The organism is Serratia proteamaculans (genome assembly GCF_013337185.1).
In the GTDB taxonomy this organism is placed as follows: Bacteria; Pseudomonadota; Gammaproteobacteria; order Enterobacterales; family Enterobacteriaceae; genus Serratia; species Serratia proteamaculans_D.
On record NZ_SWDE01000003.1, the window covers coordinates 326,098 to 342,221 of the forward strand.

Below are 16,124 nucleotides of genomic sequence, written 5' to 3' on the forward strand. Positions count from 1 at the left end.
CATGCGGCGCTTTCCGGGATTACTTGGCGATTCGTTTGTACTTGATACGGTGTGGCTCAAGCGCTTCGGCGCCCAGCGTCCGTTTCTTGTACTCTTCGTATTCGGTAAAGTTACCTTCGAAGAATTCCACATTGCCTTCATCCTGATAATCCAGAATGTGGGTGGCGATGCGGTCAAGGAACCAACGGTCGTGCGAGATGACCATTGCACAGCCTGGGAATTCCAGCAGGGCGTTTTCCAGCGCGCGCAGGGTTTCGATATCCAGGTCGTTGGTCGGTTCATCGAGCAGCAATACGTTGCCGCCAACCTGCAACAGCTTGGCCAGATGCAGACGACCACGCTCACCACCGGACAATTCGCCGACACGTTTGCCCTGATCGACACCCTTGAAGTTGAAGCGACCGACGTAGGCACGGCTTGGCATTTCGGTGTTGCCGATACGCATGATGTCCTGGCCGCCGGAAACTTCTTCCCAAACGGTTTTGGAATTATCCATGCTGTCGCGGAACTGATCGACCGAGGCCAGTTTGACGGTGTCACCCAGCACGATCTCGCCGGAATCAGGTTGCTCCTGACCGGACATCATGCGGAACAGCGTGGATTTACCGGCGCCGTTCGGGCCGATAATGCCAACAATGGCGCCTTTCGGTACTGCAAAGGTCAGATTGTCAATCAGCAGGCGGTCGCCGTAAGACTTGCGCAGGTTATTGACCTCAACCACTTTATCGCCCAGGCGTGCGCCAGGTGGGATAAACAGTTCGTTGGTTTCGTTACGCTTTTGGTATTCGGTGCTGTTGAGCTCTTCAAAGCGAGCCAGACGGGCCTTGCCTTTGGACTGACGGCCTTTGGCGCCCTGACGAACCCACTCCAGCTCTTTCTCGATGGATTTGCGACGTGCGGCTTCGGAAGAGGCTTCCTGCGCCAGACGAGCGTCTTTCTGCTCCAGCCAGGAAGAGTAGTTGCCTTCCCATGGGATGCCTTCGCCGCGGTCCAGCTCGAGGATCCAGCCGGCCACGTTGTCGAGGAAGTAACGGTCGTGGGTAATGGCCACTACGGTGCCTTCGAAGTCATGCAGGAAGCGTTCCAGCCAGGCCACGGATTCGGCATCCAGGTGGTTGGTCGGTTCGTCCAGCAGCAGCATGTCCGGTTTTTCCAGCAGCAGGCGGCACAGGGCGACACGGCGACGTTCACCACCGGAAAGGTTGGCGATTTTCGCGTCCCACTCCGGCAGGCGCAGCGCATCGGCGGCACGCTCCAGCTGGGTGTTCAGGTTGTGGCCATCGTGAGCCTGAATGATCTCTTCCAGGCGGCCCTGCTCAGCGGCCAGCTTGTCGAAATCGGCACCTTCTTCGGCGTACAGTGCGTACACTTCATCAAGGCGTTTCAGCGCGCCAACCACTTCGGCCAGCGCTTCTTCAACCGACTCACGAACGGTGTGTTCGAGGTTCAACTGCGGTTCCTGTGGCAGGTAACCGATCTTGATCCCTTGTTGCGGGCGAGCTTCACCTTCGATATCGGTATCGATGCCGGCCATGATGCGCAACAGGGTGGATTTACCCGAGCCGTTCAGACCCAGCACACCAATTTTGGCGCCAGGGAAGAAGCTCAGCGAGATGTTTTTCAGAATGTGACGCTTCGGCGGAACCACTTTGCCGACGCGATGCATGGTATAGACGTATTGAGCCACGGTGCCTCTGCCTCTCTATATCAGTTTTTATAGGATGTCTGGCTGCGGAGTGTAGCCCGTTTCGAAAGCGGATCCCAGACATCACACAGCGATCGCTAAGTATAACCTTTTATGCGCCGGTGAAGGCGCATATCGGTCGCTTAAGGGGTGACGACTATCGCGACGCGGCGGTTTTCTGCCCGGCCGCTGGAGGTGCGGTTATCGGCCACCGGATCGCGTTTACCCATGCCGCGGGTTTCGATGTTGGCACGTGGAATGCCTACGCTGGCGAGCAGATCTGCCACGGCATTGGCGCGGCGCAGAGAGAGCTGATCGTTATAGCTGTCTTCACCGTAATTATCCGTATGACCATCCAGACGGAACTGGGTGATGCCGACGCTCATCAACGCGCGGCCCATTTTTTGTACCGTGTCGGTACTTTCCGGGTTCAACTTGCCGATGTTATTGCCAAACAGCACCTTGTCGGACAGGCCAAATTCCCAGCCGTTATCGGTCAGCTTGAACCCTTGCGACTGCAACAGGGCAATTTGCTCAGGCGTCAGGCCCTGTGGCTTACTTTGGCAGCCCGCGAGGGCCAACAGGGCGATAAACATCATCGCCAGCAGTGAAAAACGGTTTCTTAGTGTTTGCTGTATCATAATCAAAAATCCCTAGTTTTATTATTTAGCCGGGGCTTTATTTTTGTATTGCCAGCCGCCAGCCTCCGTTATAACGATGCTTTGCCTGGTACATCGCATCGTCAGCTTCGTGCAAGAGCCCCTGAGGCGTTACCGCGTGCTCGGGGTAAAGTGCAATGCCGATACTCAGAGAGGAAATCACCGCCTCATCGTTCGGTAAAATCACCGGTTGGGTCATGCAGTCGATAATGTTATCGGCAATCTGCAGGACATCTTCCGTAGTGTGGACCGGTGCCAACAATACGGCGAACTCATCACCTCCCAAACGTGCCACCAGATCGGTTTCTCGCAGCTGTGCGCGAATGCGCCCGGCAATGGCAGTCAACACCACATCGCCTGCGGCGTGGCCGTAACTGTCGTTAACTTCCTTGAAGCGGTCACCGTCGATAAACAGCACCGCCAGTTTTTCGGTGGGTTTAATGTCCCCCAGCGCACGGCTCAGACGGCCTTCAAAGAAGGCGCGGTTCGGCAAGCCGGTCAGGCTGTCGTGGGTAGCCCGGTGGGTCAGTGAGTCATTTTCCTGTTTCAGGTGCGCCTGCCAGGCTTCCAGTTCGTCGAGCAGGCCATTAAAGTCGATGCTCAGCTCATGCAGTTCGGCAATCGGCGCCGACGGCACCCGCAGACCAAAGGCGCGATCGCGACGTACCGCATGCGCTACATTGGCGATGTCATCCAAAGAACGGACAATGCCCACCAGCATGCGGCGGGAAAGCACCAGCGCACACAGGGTACTGAGTACCAGACAGGCGATCATGCCGATCATACCGCGCAACAGAAAACGCAGCAGGCTGCCACCGTGGCCCAGCAGCCATACTTTGCCGACCTCTTTACCTTCATGAGTAATCGGCAGGATCACCGGCTCCGGCAGCGCCCAATGGGCCACGATTTGTTCCATACCGTGCAGCGGACCATCTTTGGGGTGACGCCAGGTGGCGAGCACTTTGCCGCTGTTGCTGAGAATTCTGGCTTCCGATACCTCCTCTTTGGAGGCGATCAATGCCAGTGCCTCACGTGCGGCAGTGCGGTCTTCAAACACCACGGCAGCTTCGACGGTATAGCTGATGGAGCGCGCAATCAGATGCAGGTTATGGTCGGCATAAGCGCGCAGCGCAAACAGCGCGACCAGCGTCAGGAAAATCCCGGCGGTGCCGACGGCAATCAGCGCCAAGCCAAGATGCACCCGTTGCAGCACCCGGCCCAGGGTCGGGCGTGACTGACCCGAGCGGTTCTTGCGCAACCACTTCATAGCGGCGGCACCGGTTTGCGTGCCAGTTGCAGCACGTTGGGATGAACGCGTACGCCGCTGCGTGCCAGTGCATCGAGGTTCACTTTAAAGCTGGCCTCGTCGCCTTCGAACTGCAGGCAAAATGCGTTACCGGCGGAACACTCCACATCGTTCTCGCTGATGCTGAGAATCGAATGACCGCTAATGCGCTGGATGAAATTCTGTTTCTGCCCGGCATTGATATTACCCAAATAAATCACGTCGCAGCCGGTGCTCAGCAATGGGCTGTCGAAAGCGATACGCTCGGCTTTTATTGGCCTGGGCGCGCTAAGCAAGATGGGATCGAACAGTCCGTCGGCAAATTGGGTCGGTGCCGTTACGCACAGCCGGATAGGGTTAGGCTCGCTTGGCCAGCGGGCATAGCTGATGATCCCGACCACCACAGTGGTGACGGCATGGCTACGATTTTTATGTGAATCGCCCGTCTCGGGGTGAGCCAAACCGGGAAATGCCAACAGGAAGAGCAGAAACAGCGATAACAGCCGGCCGTTGTCCAGACGTGCGCAAAGGAAACTCGTGAATGAGTTTTTTGCGCAGGTCACTAACAACGCGGCATTTTTTGCCATCTTCATCTGCTATTCCTGCCCACGTCCGCAGTACTGTTGCGGCAACATAACGATGAGAAGCCTGACCCGGTCGAAGGGATAATTATCTTGCTGAAAACTGTCAATCGCACTGCCTGATGAACACTATCTAACCCATAATTGGCGCGGATTGTATTATAAGATATCCCTGTTGCGCGCTTTATGTGCCATTTTCTCGGAATTATCTTACCCTTTTTTAACAGTATAAAAACGACCACCGGGGTTTGCCAGGCGTTTTCTGCAAAGTTGGCGCGTCAGGCCTGGATTCTGGCGGTTTGCGCAACTTTTCAGCCCATCGTTTTGATGGCGAAATTCTATGATGGCTAATAATTTCAAATGGCTTAATTTTATATTGGTAACGGGGATTAATAATCGGCGATCCGATCGCCTGTTAATGCCGAACCCAGAATGAAATGATTAATACGGCAAAATTGTCGCCGGCTTTAATGGATTTGTCAGCAAGGGTAAACCTTTTTTACCTGAAGCCCATCGTGACGATAAACTTCTTCTACAGTAGTGAATGGATAAGCGATCCTGCTGTCTATGATAGACGGCTGAGCAGGTTGCTCAGTGCCCCCCTTTTGCTCTGGCGTGCCGGATGGACGTTATCCCACGACAGAGCGCGAAATACTCGGAGAGCCGGGTTCACCGATCCGTTGGCTGCTGGCGTAGCGCGGCAACGGGGTGAAACGGCTCTGGCAACACCATCAGCATTAGCGAGGAAAGAGTCAGTATGGTCAAGGTAGACAAGTGGCGGTTTTTGGCTGTAGGCCTGTGCCTGACGGCATTTTCAAGTACCGCATTGGCGGACTCGCTGGACGCTCAGCGTCAGCGTTACCTGCAGATCAAGCAGGCGTGGGACAGCAATCAGATGGATGTGGTGGCGCAACTGATGCCGACGTTGCGTGATTACCCGCTATACCCTTACCTGGAATACCGTGAGCTGACGCAGGATCTCAGCCAGGCCGGATTCTCTGAGGTGAATGACTTTATCAAGCAGCATCCGACGCTGCCGCCGGCCAAGTCGCTGGCCCCGCGCTTTGTTAATGAACTGGCGCGGCGTGAAGACTGGCGCACCTTGTTGACCTTCAGCCCGCAGCCGCCGAAACCCATAGCTGCGCGCTGTAACTACTACTATGCCAAATGGGCCACCGGCGATCAGCAAGCGGCCTGGAGCGGCGTCGACGACATCTGGATGAGCGGCAAATCGTTGCCGGGGGCCTGTGACAAGCTGTTCAGCGTCTGGCAGGGGGCCGGTAAACAAACGCCATCGGCTATTCTGGAGCGCATGAAGCTGGCGTTGAAAGAGGGCAACAGTGGCCTGGTGAACAGCCTGTATCGCCAATTGCCATCAGATTATCAGACCATGGGTGATGCCCTGGTGCGTCTGCAAAACGATCCCACGACGGTCGAGTCCTTTGCCCGCAGCGTGGGGCCGACCGACTTTACCCGCGCCGCGACCGGTATCGCCTTCGAACGTCTGGCACGTCAGGATGCGGAAAATGCCCGGGCAATGATCCCGACCCTCGCCCGGCTGCAGAAAATGAGCGACAGCGAGCGGCTGGGGCTGGAGGAAGCGGTGGCATGGCGCCTGATGGGCAGCGATGCGACCTTTGAACAGACCCAGTGGCGCGACAAGGTGATCCTGCGTAGCCAGTCACCGGCACTGCTGGAGCGTCGAGTACGAATGGCGCTGGGGGCCGGCGATCGTCAGGGGGTGGCAACCTGGCTGGCCCGTTTACCGACGGAATCGCGTAATAAGGATGAATGGCGTTACTGGCGTGCGAGCATGTTGCTGGACGAAGGCAAGCGCAGCGAAGGGGAAGAGATCCTGCGTCGGCTGATGACCGAACGTGGCTTCTACCCGATGGTGGCGGCGCAGAAACTGAATACGCCTTACCCGGTGATGGTGGCGGTGGCGGCAAAACCCCGCGCTTCGTTAGTGGATGGGCCGGAAATTGCTCGGGTGCGCGAGTTGATGTACTGGAATATGGATAACCTGGCGCGCAGCGAGTGGACTTCCTTCGTGGCCAGTCGCAGCCGCCCGGAACAGGAAGCGCTGGCTCGTTATGCCTTCGAACAGAAATGGGCCGATCTCAGCGTACAGGCGACCATCGTCGGCAAAATGTGGGACCACCTTGAAGAACGTTTCCCGGTGGCCTGGCCGCAAGAGTTCCGTGCCGCGACCGATGACAAGGGGATAACGCCGAGTTATGCCATGGCGATTGCTCGTCAGGAGAGCGCCTGGAACCCGAAAGCACAGTCCCCGGTAGGGGCCAGCGGCCTGATGCAGGTCATGCCACGTACCGCGCAGCATACCGTGCAGATGTACAATATTCCAGGTTACTCAAGCCCCAGCCAACTGCTTGATCCGCGGGTTAATATTATCATCGGTACCAGCTATCTGGAGTATGTTTACCAGCAGTTCGGTCGCAACCGGATCCTGTCATCGGCGGCATACAATGCCGGTCCGTCCCGGGTGAATACCTGGTTGGGCAACAGTGAAGGGCGGGTTGATGCCGTGGCGTTTGTTGAAAGCATCCCGTTCTCGGAAACCCGTTCTTACGTGAAGAACGTGTTGGCTTACGACGCATTTTATCGCTATCTCATGCATCGGCCGGCTAAAGTGCTGACCGATGCCGAGTGGCAGAGGCGTTATTGATTTTGACGTCGCTATGGTATGCTGCTGTACTAGTTAAATAGTATGGTGGCTTGCCATGACGCAATTATCGCTTAACGACCCGGCTCTTTCAGAACAAGGTAATGAGGATTGGCTGCGCTTTGTTGCGCTGCTGCAGAATTCGTTTGCCCAGGATCTGCATCAACCGCTGATGCAACTGTTGTTGACGCCGGACGAACGTACGGCTTTAGGCACCAGGGTACGGATTATCCAGGAATTGATGCGCGGTGAGATGAGCCAACGTGAGCTGAAGAACGAACTGGGGGCGGGGATTGCCACCATCACTCGCGGTTCAAACAGCCTGAAGGCAGCGACCCCGGCATTAAAGCAGTGGCTGGAACAGCAGTTGCTGGGCGAGGCACCGTAGCACCGCGCCCGGCAGAGCTTATTTTTGCGGCGCGTTGTTGTGGTTCTGGTAGATCGGATTGTGGAAAGGGACCAGCGCCAGCAGTAGAGCCTGATGGTAAACGCTGGTGCGGCTCAATCGCCCATCGGTAAAGATACCGATAGCGCCACCCTGGCGTTTCACTTCGGCATTGCCGGTGATGGTTGCCATTTCACTGCCCAATTCGCGGCCGGCGCGAATTCCCTGTAAAATCGTCTCTGGCAGCATCAGGCTGGCAGAGCGCGACTCGCCCCGGGTATTCGGGTTTTCCACCGTCATCCAGGCGAAAGTCATATTCTCTTCGATTCCTGCCTCCACGCCGACCCAAAAGTCGGCTTCCGGGCGTACCTGTCGTGCTTCCATAACACGCTGGCGTGCACCGGTGCGGGTTTCGTGATTACCTATGGGTTGCAGTGAAACGCCACTGGCGACGTCGACCGATTCAATGCGGCATTGGTCCTGGCCAAAAGTGTCCTCAAAGGCCAGTTGAATAGCCTTGATCTTTGCCGGGTTGGTAGTTGCAGCGACAACATGATACATAACGGGTTTGGCATCCTTAAGCTAAGAGCCTATTCAATACGTCAGACGCTTGCGCAAGCGGCATCTGACGACGATAAACTCAGGTTTCACGCAGTATAACGGAAAAGCAAAATGTTACAGGTATACCTCGTTCGCCATGGCGAAACTCAATGGAATGCGGCTCGCCGCATCCAGGGTCAGTCGGACAGCCCGTTAACCGCTAACGGTGAACATCAGGCTCGCCTGGTTGCCCAGCGGGTCAGCAAACAAGGCATCACGCACGTGATTACCAGCGATCTGGGGCGTACCCGTCGCACTGCGCAAATCATCGCAGAGGCTTGCGGTTGCGAGGTGATAAACGATCCACGTTTGCGTGAGTTGCATATGGGGGTGCTGGAAGAGCGCTTAATCGACAGCCTGACGCCGCAGGAAGAACAGTGGCGCAAGCAGATGGTCGATGGTACTGCCGATGGCCGCATCCCTCAGGGGGAATCCATGAGCGAACTGGGCGACCGGATGCGTGAGGCACTGGAAAGTTGCCTGATGTTACCCGAGGGTAGCAAACCGCTGATTGTCAGCCATGGTATCGCTTTAGGCTGTCTGATCAGTACCGTGCTCGGGCTACCGGCCTATGCCGAGCGCCGTCTGCGTTTACGCAACTGTTCACTGTCGCGAGTCGATCATCAGCAGAGCCCCTGGTTGGCTTCCGGCTGGATCGTCGAAACGGCGGGCGATGTCACGCATCTGGACACGCCCGCGCTGGATGAACTGCAGCGTTAACGGCGGATCGGGATCAAATAGTCGCAGTTGATCTCGGTCGGCGGTTGGGGTGGCCGGCGGTCACCCTTGGGATAAAAGCGCTCAATGTCGTGCCCTTTACGGCGCGTGAGTTTGAGCGCCGGCAGGCAGGTACCATACACGGTCAGAATAAAGTCCTGCAGGCCAGAGGCCGGGCCTTCATAGCTGAACATCGCATACTCGCCACCTTGCAGAACCAGCGGCTGTCCGGCCTGAATTTTCGCCGGTACGTGATGCGGTTCCAGCGCAGTGGTATACAGCACTTCCTGCTCGTCATCCTTTTCCTGACTCGGACGCGAATGGTGCAGCCCGTACAACACCGGCGGCAACGAGTCCGCTTCGCCCAGATACTGGCGCCAAAACTGCGATCGCAATTCGGTACGACAGTGTGAGATTTGCTCCAGCGTACAGGAATAGCTTTGTGTCAGGCCAATCAGCTGCTGTTCCGGCATGGTTATAAATTCTGGCTGCGGCAGAGTAAAGGCACCCAGGCGGATTGGCGGACAAATACCGAATGAGTTCCAGTCTTCCGCACGGCGATACAGTGCCGGCGTTTGCGCAAACTGTTTTTTAAATGCGCGGGTAAATGTCTGCTGCGAGTCGAAGCGATACTGTAAGGCTATATCCAGAATAGGTCGGCTGGTTAAACGCAGTGCTACCGCAGCCTTGGATAATCTCCTTGCCCGGATATAAGCGCCGATGGCGTTACCGGTAATATCTTTAAACATCCGTTGTAAATGCCATTTAGAGTAACCTGCTTTGGCCGCTACATTGTCCAGTGACAAAGGTTGGTCCAAATGGCTTTCCAGCCAGCTAAGCAGATCACGAATAATACCGGCTTGATCCATAGATCTTCCTCGTAGAGCTTTAGGGTAGGAACCCGAACTGTTTATTCATTACGCTGGTGCTTGCGCTATCAGACCAATCCATGAGCCATTTTGCGTAGCACTCTTTGCCTCTTGCCGCTGTTGAGCAAGGGTTGGACAGGGGCACACCTTAAACGGGCGCAAAGATATAACGACGCCGCATAATAGCAATTTTTTTCCTCCGAGACTCTCAAAGATTTTTTTCACGCTCTGTGCTAAAAAGACGGGTGCGGACCAGAAAGATCCTTTTTCTGTGACCTAAAACATAAACAATATTGATTGCCGGCACCCATTTTTAGGATTTAGCCTATTGGAGTTAAGTGAATGAAAAAAGGATGGTTATTTTTGTTTTGTTTAGTTTGCGCAACGGTAAATAGTGCGCAGGCAGAACAGGTTGGGTCGGTTGATACGGTATTTAAACTCTTTGGTCCGGACCATAAAATTGTGGTGGAAGCGTTCGACGATCCTGATGTTAAAAATGTAACTTGTTATATCAGCCGGGCAAAAACCGGTGGCATCAAAGGCGGGTTGGGATTAGCGGAAGATACTGCGGATGCTGCCATTTCCTGCCAGCAGGTTGGGCCGATTGAGCTGAACGATAAAATCAAAAATGGTAAGGCGGAAGGGACGGTAGTGTTCCAGAAGCGAACATCGCTGGTGTTCAAGAAACTGCAGGTGGTGCGTTTCTACGATGCTACCCGCAATGCATTGATTTATCTTAGCTATTCAGACCGTGTGGTGGATGGTTCACCGAAAAATGCGCTGAGCGCCGTGCCGATCATCCCCTGGGGTGAGGCAAAATAAGATTTGGGGTTCTGCGGAACCCCAAATATTTTAACGCGGGAGGAGGGCTTACTCTTCCAGATCGCCGCAGAAACGGTAGCCTTCACCGTGAATAGTCGCGATGATTTCCGGCGTGTCCGGCGTTGATTCGAAGTGCTTGCGGATGCGACGGATGGTCACGTCCACGGTGCGGTCATGCGGCTTCAGCTCACGGCCGGTCATCTTCTTCAGCAGTTCGCCACGGGATTGGATCTTGCCCGGGTTTTCGCAGAAGTGCAGCATGGCGCGGAATTCACTGCGTGGCAGTTTGTATTGCTCGCCCGCAGGGCTGATCAGTGAGCGGCTGTTGATGTCCAGCTCCCAACCGTTGAACTTATAGCTTTCAACCAGGCGACGTTCTTCGCCGACGCTGCCCAGATTCATGGTGCGTGACAGCAGGTTGCGCGCGCGAATGGTCAGTTCACGTGGATTAAATGGCTTGGTGATGTAATCATCGGCGCCGATTTCCAGGCCGAGGATCTTGTCAACTTCGTTATCACGGCCGGTCAGGAACATCAGCGCAACGCTGGCCTGTTCGCGCAATTCACGCGCCAGCAGCAGGCCATTTTTGCCTGGCAGATTGATGTCCATGATAACCAGATTGATATCATTTTCAGACAGGATGTTGTGCATTTCTGCACCATCATTGGCTTCATGAACAACGTAGCCTTCCGCCTCGAAAATGCTCTTCAGGGTGTTACGAGTGACTAACTCGTCTTCGACAATCAGAATGTGCGGGGTCTGCATATATGCTACCTAAAATTGCCAACAAAATAGAAAATAGGAAGTACAGAAGTCTTTGTTTTCATAGCGGAGGGCAGAGATTAGCGCTCACGTTCCCTGCTACCCAATGACTAAAGTACGTAAACTCGTTCTTGATGCACTTTCCATCCCATGTCAACAAGATCGCTAGCTTGGTTGGGGCGCTATTCCTTACATCCCCAAAGGTGCCAAAACGGTGCATATCCTAACCGTATTAACAGCAATATAACAGTGCGCACCGAATTCATCACCCAACAAAACTAAGGTTTGTTGACATATATCAAATTCAATTGTAGCACGTTAACAGTTTTGTGAAAAACACTTACAGAAATGCCAGCTTAAGTCACAGAAGCCTAAATTCTGTGTTCGATTCAGCATTGAAGCGCCTAATGAGGTAGAATTATTGGCTTATTGAAAAAAGTCTTCTTTTAACGCTTTGATTAATAAGCGCAGTAAAACATAAGTAGCAATAATATGTATTACGCGCAATTTATCGGGTCAATAACCTATTTAGCCCTGTCTACCCTCAGTCTTGGGATTATTGTTGCGCAGATGTAAATATAATCAGACTATCCCAAACAGTCAAAAATACGCGATCTCTCATTTAGTGGAGTATTGATGCAGCTTCATATTGTTTTAGTGGCTCCGGCGCGGCCGGAAAACGTCGGCGCTGCGGCGCGGGCAATGAAAACCATGGGTTTCACTTCGTTGCGCATTGTCGACAGCGAAGCGCACCTGCAGCCGGCGGCTCGCTGGGTGGCTCATGGGGCGGGGGATATCCTCGACGGCGTGCAGACTTTCGCCACTCTCGAGCAGGCGCTGGCGGACGTGGATTTCACCGTTGCCACCACCGCCCGCAGTCGCGCGCGTTTTCATTATTACTGTACGCCGCAGCAACTGCTGGGTCAGTTGAGTGAGCGCAGTCAGTGGGTGGGGCAGGCAGCGTTGGTGTTTGGCCGTGAAGATTCCGGCCTGACCAATGAAGAGCTGGAACTGGCGGATCTATTGACCGGTGTGCCGATGCAGGCCGATTACCCTTCGTTGAATCTCGGCCAGGCGGTGATGGTGTATTGCTATCAATTGTCGGAACTGATGAACGTTAGCGCACCGCAGGAGCCAGTGGCTAATGAGGGCCAGCTTAAAGCACTGCGTCAGCGTGCCGAGGGTTTGCTGGGTGCATTGGGTGTGGGCGACGATCAAAAATTACGCGACTGGCTGCATCAGCGGCTCGGCACTTTGCAGCAGCGCGATACGGCAATGTTGCATACTTTGCTACACGACATCGAAAAAAAACTGACAAAGTGATACCCGCAAACAAGGCTAATTAGGCAGTGTGATCCACTGCAAAATTGCCGCCTGTCTGTCTTTTTATCCTGTCATTTGGCTTTTCGACTGTCGCATTGCCCAGTTGCTGCTTTGGGTAATAAACAAGCAAAAACAAGAAATAATTTGACTTGGGATAGCGATTGCTTTAACCAATAGAGGGGACAGAGTATTTAATGAGACAGACAGAAAAAATGCGAAATATCAGCCTGAACACAACAATTATTACCACCACCGATACCACAGGTAACGGGGCGGGCTGACGCGTACAGGAAACAAAAGAAAAAAGCCCGCACCTAACCAGTGCGGGCTTTTTTTTCGGCTTAAATTCGGGAGAGACAAGAAATGCGAGTGCTGAAATTTGGCGGAACCTCGGTAGCGAATGCAGAACGTTTTCTGCGCGTCGCCGACATCATGGAAAGTAACGCACGTCAGGGACAGGTGGCCACGGTCTTGTCCGCTCCGGCTAAAATCACCAACCACCTGGTGGCGATGATTGATAAAACGGTAGCGGGGCAGGACATTCTGCCAAATATGAGCGATGCAGAGCGCATCTTTGCCGATCTGCTGAGTGGCCTGGCACAGGCGTTGCCCGGCTTTGAATACGATCGTCTCAAGACGCTGGTGGACCAGGAGTTTTCCCAGCTCAAACAGGTACTGCATGGCGTTGCGCTGCTGGGGCAATGCCCGGACAGCGTGAACGCGGCTATCATCTGTCGCGGTGAGAAGCTCTCCATCGCCATCATGGAAGGAGTGTTTCGCGCCAAAGGCTTCCCGGTTACGGTGATAAACCCAGTGGAGAAACTGCTGGCGCAGGGGCATTACCTGGAGTCCACGGTAGACATTGCCGAGTCCACACTGCGCATCGCCGCTGCAGCGATCCCGGCAGATCACATCGTGCTGATGGCCGGATTCACCGCCGGTAATGACAAAGGGGAACTGGTGGTGCTGGGCCGTAATGGCTCCGATTACTCTGCTGCGGTACTGGCTGCCTGCCTACGCGCCGACTGTTGTGAGATCTGGACCGATGTCGATGGCGTTTATACTTGCGATCCTCGCACCGTGCCTGACGCCAGACTGTTGAAATCGATGTCGTATCAGGAAGCTATGGAGCTTTCCTATTTCGGTGCCAGCGTGCTTCACCCCCGTACTATCGCGCCTATTGCCCAGTTCCAAATCCCTTGCCTGATCAAAAATACCGCCAACCCGCAGGCCCCTGGCACGCTGATTGGTGGCGAAAATCTGGATACCGATACGCCGGTAAAGGGCATCACCAATCTCAATAACATGGCGATGATCAACGTCTCTGGCCCAGGGATGAAGGGCATGATCGGCATGGCGGCGCGCGTGTTTGCCGTGATGTCACGCACCGGTATCTCGGTGGTGTTGATCACCCAGTCCTCTTCCGAATACAGCATCAGCTTCTGCGTGCCGCAGAGTGAGTTGCAGCGTGCCCGTCGCGCACTGGAAGACGAGTTTTATCTGGAATTGAAAGATGGTCTGCTGGAACCGCTGGACGTAATGGAGCAGTTGGCGATTATCTCGGTCGTCGGCGATGGCATGCGTACCCTGCGCGGTATTTCAGCCAGCTTCTTCTCCGCCCTGGCGCGCGCCAACATCAACATTGTCGCTATTGCCCAGGGTTCCTCCGAACGTTCCATCTCGGTGGTGGTCAGCAACGATTCCGCCACCACCGGGGTTCGCGTCTGCCACCAGATGCTGTTCAACACCGATCAGGTGATTGAGGTGTTTGTTATCGGCGTTGGCGGCGTCGGCGGTGCGTTGATCGAACAGATCTACCGTCAGCAGCCATGGCTGAAGCAAAAGCATATCGACCTGCGGGTGTGCGGCATTGCCAATTCACGCGCCATGCTGACCAACATACACGGTATCTCGCTGGACAGTTGGCGTGATGAACTGGCCGGCGCGCAGGAGCCGTTCAACCTCGGGCGTCTGATCCGCCTGGTGAAGGAGTATCACCTGCTCAATCCGGTGATTGTCGATTGCACCTCCAGCCAGGCGGTGGCCGATCAATACGCCGATTTCCTGGCCGACGGTTTCCACGTGGTGACGCCGAACAAAAAGGCCAACACTTCGTCGATGAACTACTACCAACAACTGCGCACCGCCGCGGCCGGTTCGCGCCGCAAGTTCCTGTACGACACCAACGTCGGTGCGGGGTTACCGGTTATCGAGAACCTGCAAAACCTGCTGAACGCCGGTGACGAGCTGACGCGCTTCTCAGGCATTCTGTCCGGTTCGCTGTCGTTTATTTTCGGTAAGCTCGATGAGGGTATGTCGCTGTCGGCCGCGACCCTAGAGGCCAAAGCCAAGGGCTATACCGAGCCGGATCCGCGTGATGACCTTTCCGGTATGGATGTGGCGCGCAAGCTGTTGATCCTGGCACGTGAGGCGGGTTACAAACTGGAACTGGCGGACATTGAGGTTGAGTCGGTGCTGCCACCTTCCTTTGACGCTTCCGGTGACGTTGAAACCTTTATGGCGCGCCTGCCGGAGCTGGATAAGGAGTACGCCCGCAACGTGGCCAATGCCACCGAACAGGGTAAGGTATTGCGCTATGTCGGAGCGATCGAAAATGGTCGCTGCCAGGTGCGTATAGATGCGGTAGACGGCAACGATCCGTTGTATAAAGTGAAGAACGGCGAGAACGCCTTGGCTTTCTACAGCCGCTACTATCAGCCATTGCCGCTGGTGCTGCGTGGCTACGGTGCCGGTAACGATGTGACCGCCGCAGGGGTATTTGCCGACCTGTTGCGCACACTGTCATGGAAGTTGGGAGTTTAATATGGTTAAGGTGTATGCACCGGCCTCAATTGGTAACGTCAGCGTCGGTTTCGACGTTCTGGGTGCAGCGGTGTCGCCGATCGACGGGACCTTGCTGGGCGACTGCGTCAGTGTAGAGGCCGCCGAAACGTTCAGTTTGCAAAATGCCGGTCGCTTCGTCAGTAAGCTGCCGGACGATCCGAAAGAGAACATCGTTTACCAATGCTGGGAGCGCTTCTGCCAGGAAATCGGTCAGCAGATCCCGGTGGCGATGCGACTCGAGAAAAATATGCCGATCGGTTCAGGACTGGGATCCAGTGCCTGCTCGGTGGTCGCCGGGTTGATGGCGATGAATGAGTTCTGCAACCGCCCGCTGGATAAAATGACGCTGCTGGGCCTGATGGGCGAGCTGGAAGGTCGCATCTCCGGTAGCGTGCATTACGATAACGTGGCGCCTTGCTATCTCGGCGGCCTGCAGTTGATGTTGGAAGAAGAAGGCTTCATCAGCCAGGAAGTGCCATGCTTTAAAGACTGGCTGTGGGTGATGGCCTACCCGGGCATCAAGGTATCCACCGCCGAAGCGCGTGCGATCCTGCCCGCGCAGTATCGTCGTCAGGACTGTATCAGCCACGGTCGCTATCTGGCGGGCTTTATCCATGCCTGCCATACCCAACAACCGCGCCTGGCCGCCAAGCTGATGCAGGACGTGATTGCCGAGCCGTACCGCACCCGCCTGTTGCCGGGTTTTGCCGACGCACGCAAAGCCGCTCAGGATATCGGTGCCCTGGCTTGCGGTATTTCCGGTTCCGGCCCGACGCTGTTCGCCGTCTGTGATGACGGCGCAACGGCGCAACGTATGGCCGACTGGCTGACTAATCACTATCTGCAAAACGACGAAGGTTTTGTTCATATTTGCCGCCTGGATACCGCAGGCGCACGACTACTGGGATAA

At 55.2% G+C, this 16,124-nt stretch carries 15 protein-coding genes and 1 other annotated feature; of the genes, 8 read left to right on the top strand and 7 right to left on the bottom strand.

Annotation, left to right across the window (positions count from 1 at the left end; translation table 11 throughout):
- Positions 1-19: 19 nt before the first annotated feature.
- The 4 genes from ettA to FCL49_RS15130 form a co-directional block, all read right to left on the bottom strand.
- Positions 20-1,687 (bottom strand): energy-dependent translational throttle protein EttA, encoded by a 1,668-nt coding sequence (gene ettA, locus FCL49_RS15115; protein WP_174354209.1) that lies wholly within the window; start codon positions 1,685-1,687, stop codon positions 20-22.
- 140 nt (positions 1,688-1,827) lie between these two features.
- Complete coding sequence (locus tag FCL49_RS15120) at positions 1,828-2,325, bottom strand: OmpA family protein (RefSeq protein WP_174354210.1); 498 nt, start codon at positions 2,323-2,325, stop codon at positions 1,828-1,830.
- A 37-nt stretch (positions 2,326-2,362) separates the two neighbouring features.
- Positions 2,363-3,610, bottom strand: coding sequence for a diguanylate cyclase domain-containing protein (locus tag FCL49_RS15125; protein ID WP_174354211.1), 1,248 nt, complete (start codon positions 3,608-3,610; stop codon positions 2,363-2,365).
- Positions 3,607-4,221, bottom strand: a complete 615-nt coding sequence (locus FCL49_RS15130) for a YfiR family protein (protein ID WP_174354212.1) — start codon at positions 4,219-4,221, stop codon at positions 3,607-3,609. Before FCL49_RS15130 ends, FCL49_RS15125 begins: the two co-directional genes overlap by 4 nt.
- 745 nt (positions 4,222-4,966) lie before the next feature.
- Between FCL49_RS15130 and sltY the strand changes: the two genes are divergently transcribed.
- Both sltY and trpR read left to right on the top strand, forming a co-directional pair.
- On the top strand, positions 4,967-6,895 hold the full coding sequence (gene sltY / locus FCL49_RS15135; protein ID WP_174354213.1) for a murein transglycosylase: 1,929 nt from the start codon (positions 4,967-4,969) through the stop codon (positions 6,893-6,895).
- 55 nt (positions 6,896-6,950) lie between these two features.
- On the top strand, positions 6,951-7,280 hold the full coding sequence (gene trpR / locus FCL49_RS15140) for a trp operon repressor (RefSeq protein WP_153858096.1): 330 nt from the start codon (positions 6,951-6,953) through the stop codon (positions 7,278-7,280).
- 18 nt (positions 7,281-7,298) lie between these two features.
- On the opposite strand, the gene yjjX is transcribed toward trpR, so the two are convergent.
- Positions 7,299-7,838 carry an inosine/xanthosine triphosphatase gene (yjjX, locus tag FCL49_RS15145; protein ID WP_174354214.1) on the bottom strand — a complete coding sequence of 180 codons (540 nt, stop codon included), beginning with the start codon at positions 7,836-7,838 and terminating at the stop codon, positions 7,299-7,301.
- A gap of 111 nt (positions 7,839-7,949) precedes the next feature.
- Here yjjX and gpmB point away from each other — a divergent pair, with 111 nt between their 5' ends.
- Entirely contained in the window at positions 7,950-8,597 is a 648-nt protein-coding gene (gpmB, locus tag FCL49_RS15150) for a 2,3-diphosphoglycerate-dependent phosphoglycerate mutase GpmB (protein ID WP_135315045.1), read from the top strand.
- Here gpmB and robA read toward each other — a convergent pair.
- Positions 8,594-9,463 (bottom strand): MDR efflux pump AcrAB transcriptional activator RobA, encoded by an 870-nt coding sequence (gene robA, locus FCL49_RS15155; RefSeq protein ID WP_174354215.1) that lies wholly within the window; start codon positions 9,461-9,463, stop codon positions 8,594-8,596. The genes gpmB and robA overlap by 4 nt on opposite strands.
- Positions 9,464-9,805: 342 nt before the next feature.
- Here robA and creA point away from each other — a divergent pair, with 342 nt between their 5' ends.
- Positions 9,806-10,285, top strand: a complete 480-nt coding sequence (creA, locus tag FCL49_RS15160; protein WP_174354216.1) for a protein CreA — start codon at positions 9,806-9,808, stop codon at positions 10,283-10,285.
- A gap of 48 nt (positions 10,286-10,333) precedes the next feature.
- Here creA and arcA read toward each other — a convergent pair whose 3' ends face one another.
- A complete protein-coding gene (gene arcA, locus FCL49_RS15165) occupies positions 10,334-11,050 on the bottom strand; it encodes a two-component system response regulator ArcA (protein ID WP_004949989.1) in 717 nt (238 codons plus the stop codon).
- 633 nt (positions 11,051-11,683) lie between these two features.
- Between arcA and FCL49_RS15170 the strand changes: the two genes are divergently transcribed.
- The 4 genes from FCL49_RS15170 to thrB all read left to right on the top strand — a co-directional run bounded on the left by FCL49_RS15170 (position 11,684) and on the right by thrB (position 16,124).
- Entirely contained in the window at positions 11,684-12,370 is a 687-nt protein-coding gene (locus FCL49_RS15170; protein WP_174354217.1) for a tRNA/rRNA methyltransferase, read from the top strand.
- A 212-nt stretch (positions 12,371-12,582) separates the two neighbouring features.
- Positions 12,583-12,651 carry a thr operon leader peptide gene (gene thrL, locus FCL49_RS15175; protein ID WP_071998276.1) on the top strand — a complete coding sequence of 23 codons (69 nt, stop codon included), beginning with the start codon at positions 12,583-12,585 and terminating at the stop codon, positions 12,649-12,651.
- Positions 12,590-12,708 (top strand) — a sequence feature (Thr leader region). (Overlaps the previous gene by 62 nt.)
- A 25-nt stretch (positions 12,709-12,733) precedes the next feature.
- On the top strand, positions 12,734-15,193 hold the full coding sequence (thrA, locus tag FCL49_RS15180; RefSeq protein ID WP_174354218.1) for a bifunctional aspartate kinase/homoserine dehydrogenase I: 2,460 nt from the start codon (positions 12,734-12,736) through the stop codon (positions 15,191-15,193).
- Position 15,194: 1 nt separating this feature from the next.
- Positions 15,195-16,124: a homoserine kinase gene (thrB, locus tag FCL49_RS15185; protein ID WP_012005136.1), complete on the top strand. Its 930-nt coding sequence runs from the start codon at positions 15,195-15,197 to the stop codon at positions 16,122-16,124.

Bases quoted from the DNA above. Each gene is read 5' to 3' on its own strand.
- FCL49_RS15120 (WP_174354210.1), bottom strand. From the start codon at position 2,325: ATGATACAGCAAACACTAAGAAACCGTTTTTCACTGCTGGCGATGATG.
- FCL49_RS15125 (WP_174354211.1), bottom strand. From the start codon at position 3,610: ATGAAGTGGTTGCGCAAGAACCGCTCGGGTCAGTCACGCCCGACCCTG.
- FCL49_RS15130 (WP_174354212.1), bottom strand. From the start codon at position 4,221: ATGAAGATGGCAAAAAATGCCGCGTTGTTAGTGACCTGCGCAAAAAAC.
- sltY (WP_174354213.1), top strand. From the start codon at position 4,967: ATGGTCAAGGTAGACAAGTGGCGGTTTTTGGCTGTAGGCCTGTGCCTG.
- trpR (WP_153858096.1), top strand. From the start codon at position 6,951: ATGACGCAATTATCGCTTAACGACCCGGCTCTTTCAGAACAAGGTAAT.
- yjjX (WP_174354214.1), bottom strand. From the start codon at position 7,838: ATGTATCATGTTGTCGCTGCAACTACCAACCCGGCAAAGATCAAGGCT.
- gpmB (WP_135315045.1), top strand. From the start codon at position 7,950: ATGTTACAGGTATACCTCGTTCGCCATGGCGAAACTCAATGGAATGCG.
- robA (WP_174354215.1), bottom strand. From the start codon at position 9,463: ATGGATCAAGCCGGTATTATTCGTGATCTGCTTAGCTGGCTGGAAAGC.
- creA (WP_174354216.1), top strand. From the start codon at position 9,806: ATGAAAAAAGGATGGTTATTTTTGTTTTGTTTAGTTTGCGCAACGGTA.
- arcA (WP_004949989.1), bottom strand. From the start codon at position 11,050: ATGCAGACCCCGCACATTCTGATTGTCGAAGACGAGTTAGTCACTCGT.
- FCL49_RS15170 (WP_174354217.1), top strand. From the start codon at position 11,684: ATGCAGCTTCATATTGTTTTAGTGGCTCCGGCGCGGCCGGAAAACGTC.
- thrA (WP_174354218.1), top strand. From the start codon at position 12,734: ATGCGAGTGCTGAAATTTGGCGGAACCTCGGTAGCGAATGCAGAACGT.
- thrB (WP_012005136.1), top strand. From the start codon at position 15,195: ATGGTTAAGGTGTATGCACCGGCCTCAATTGGTAACGTCAGCGTCGGT.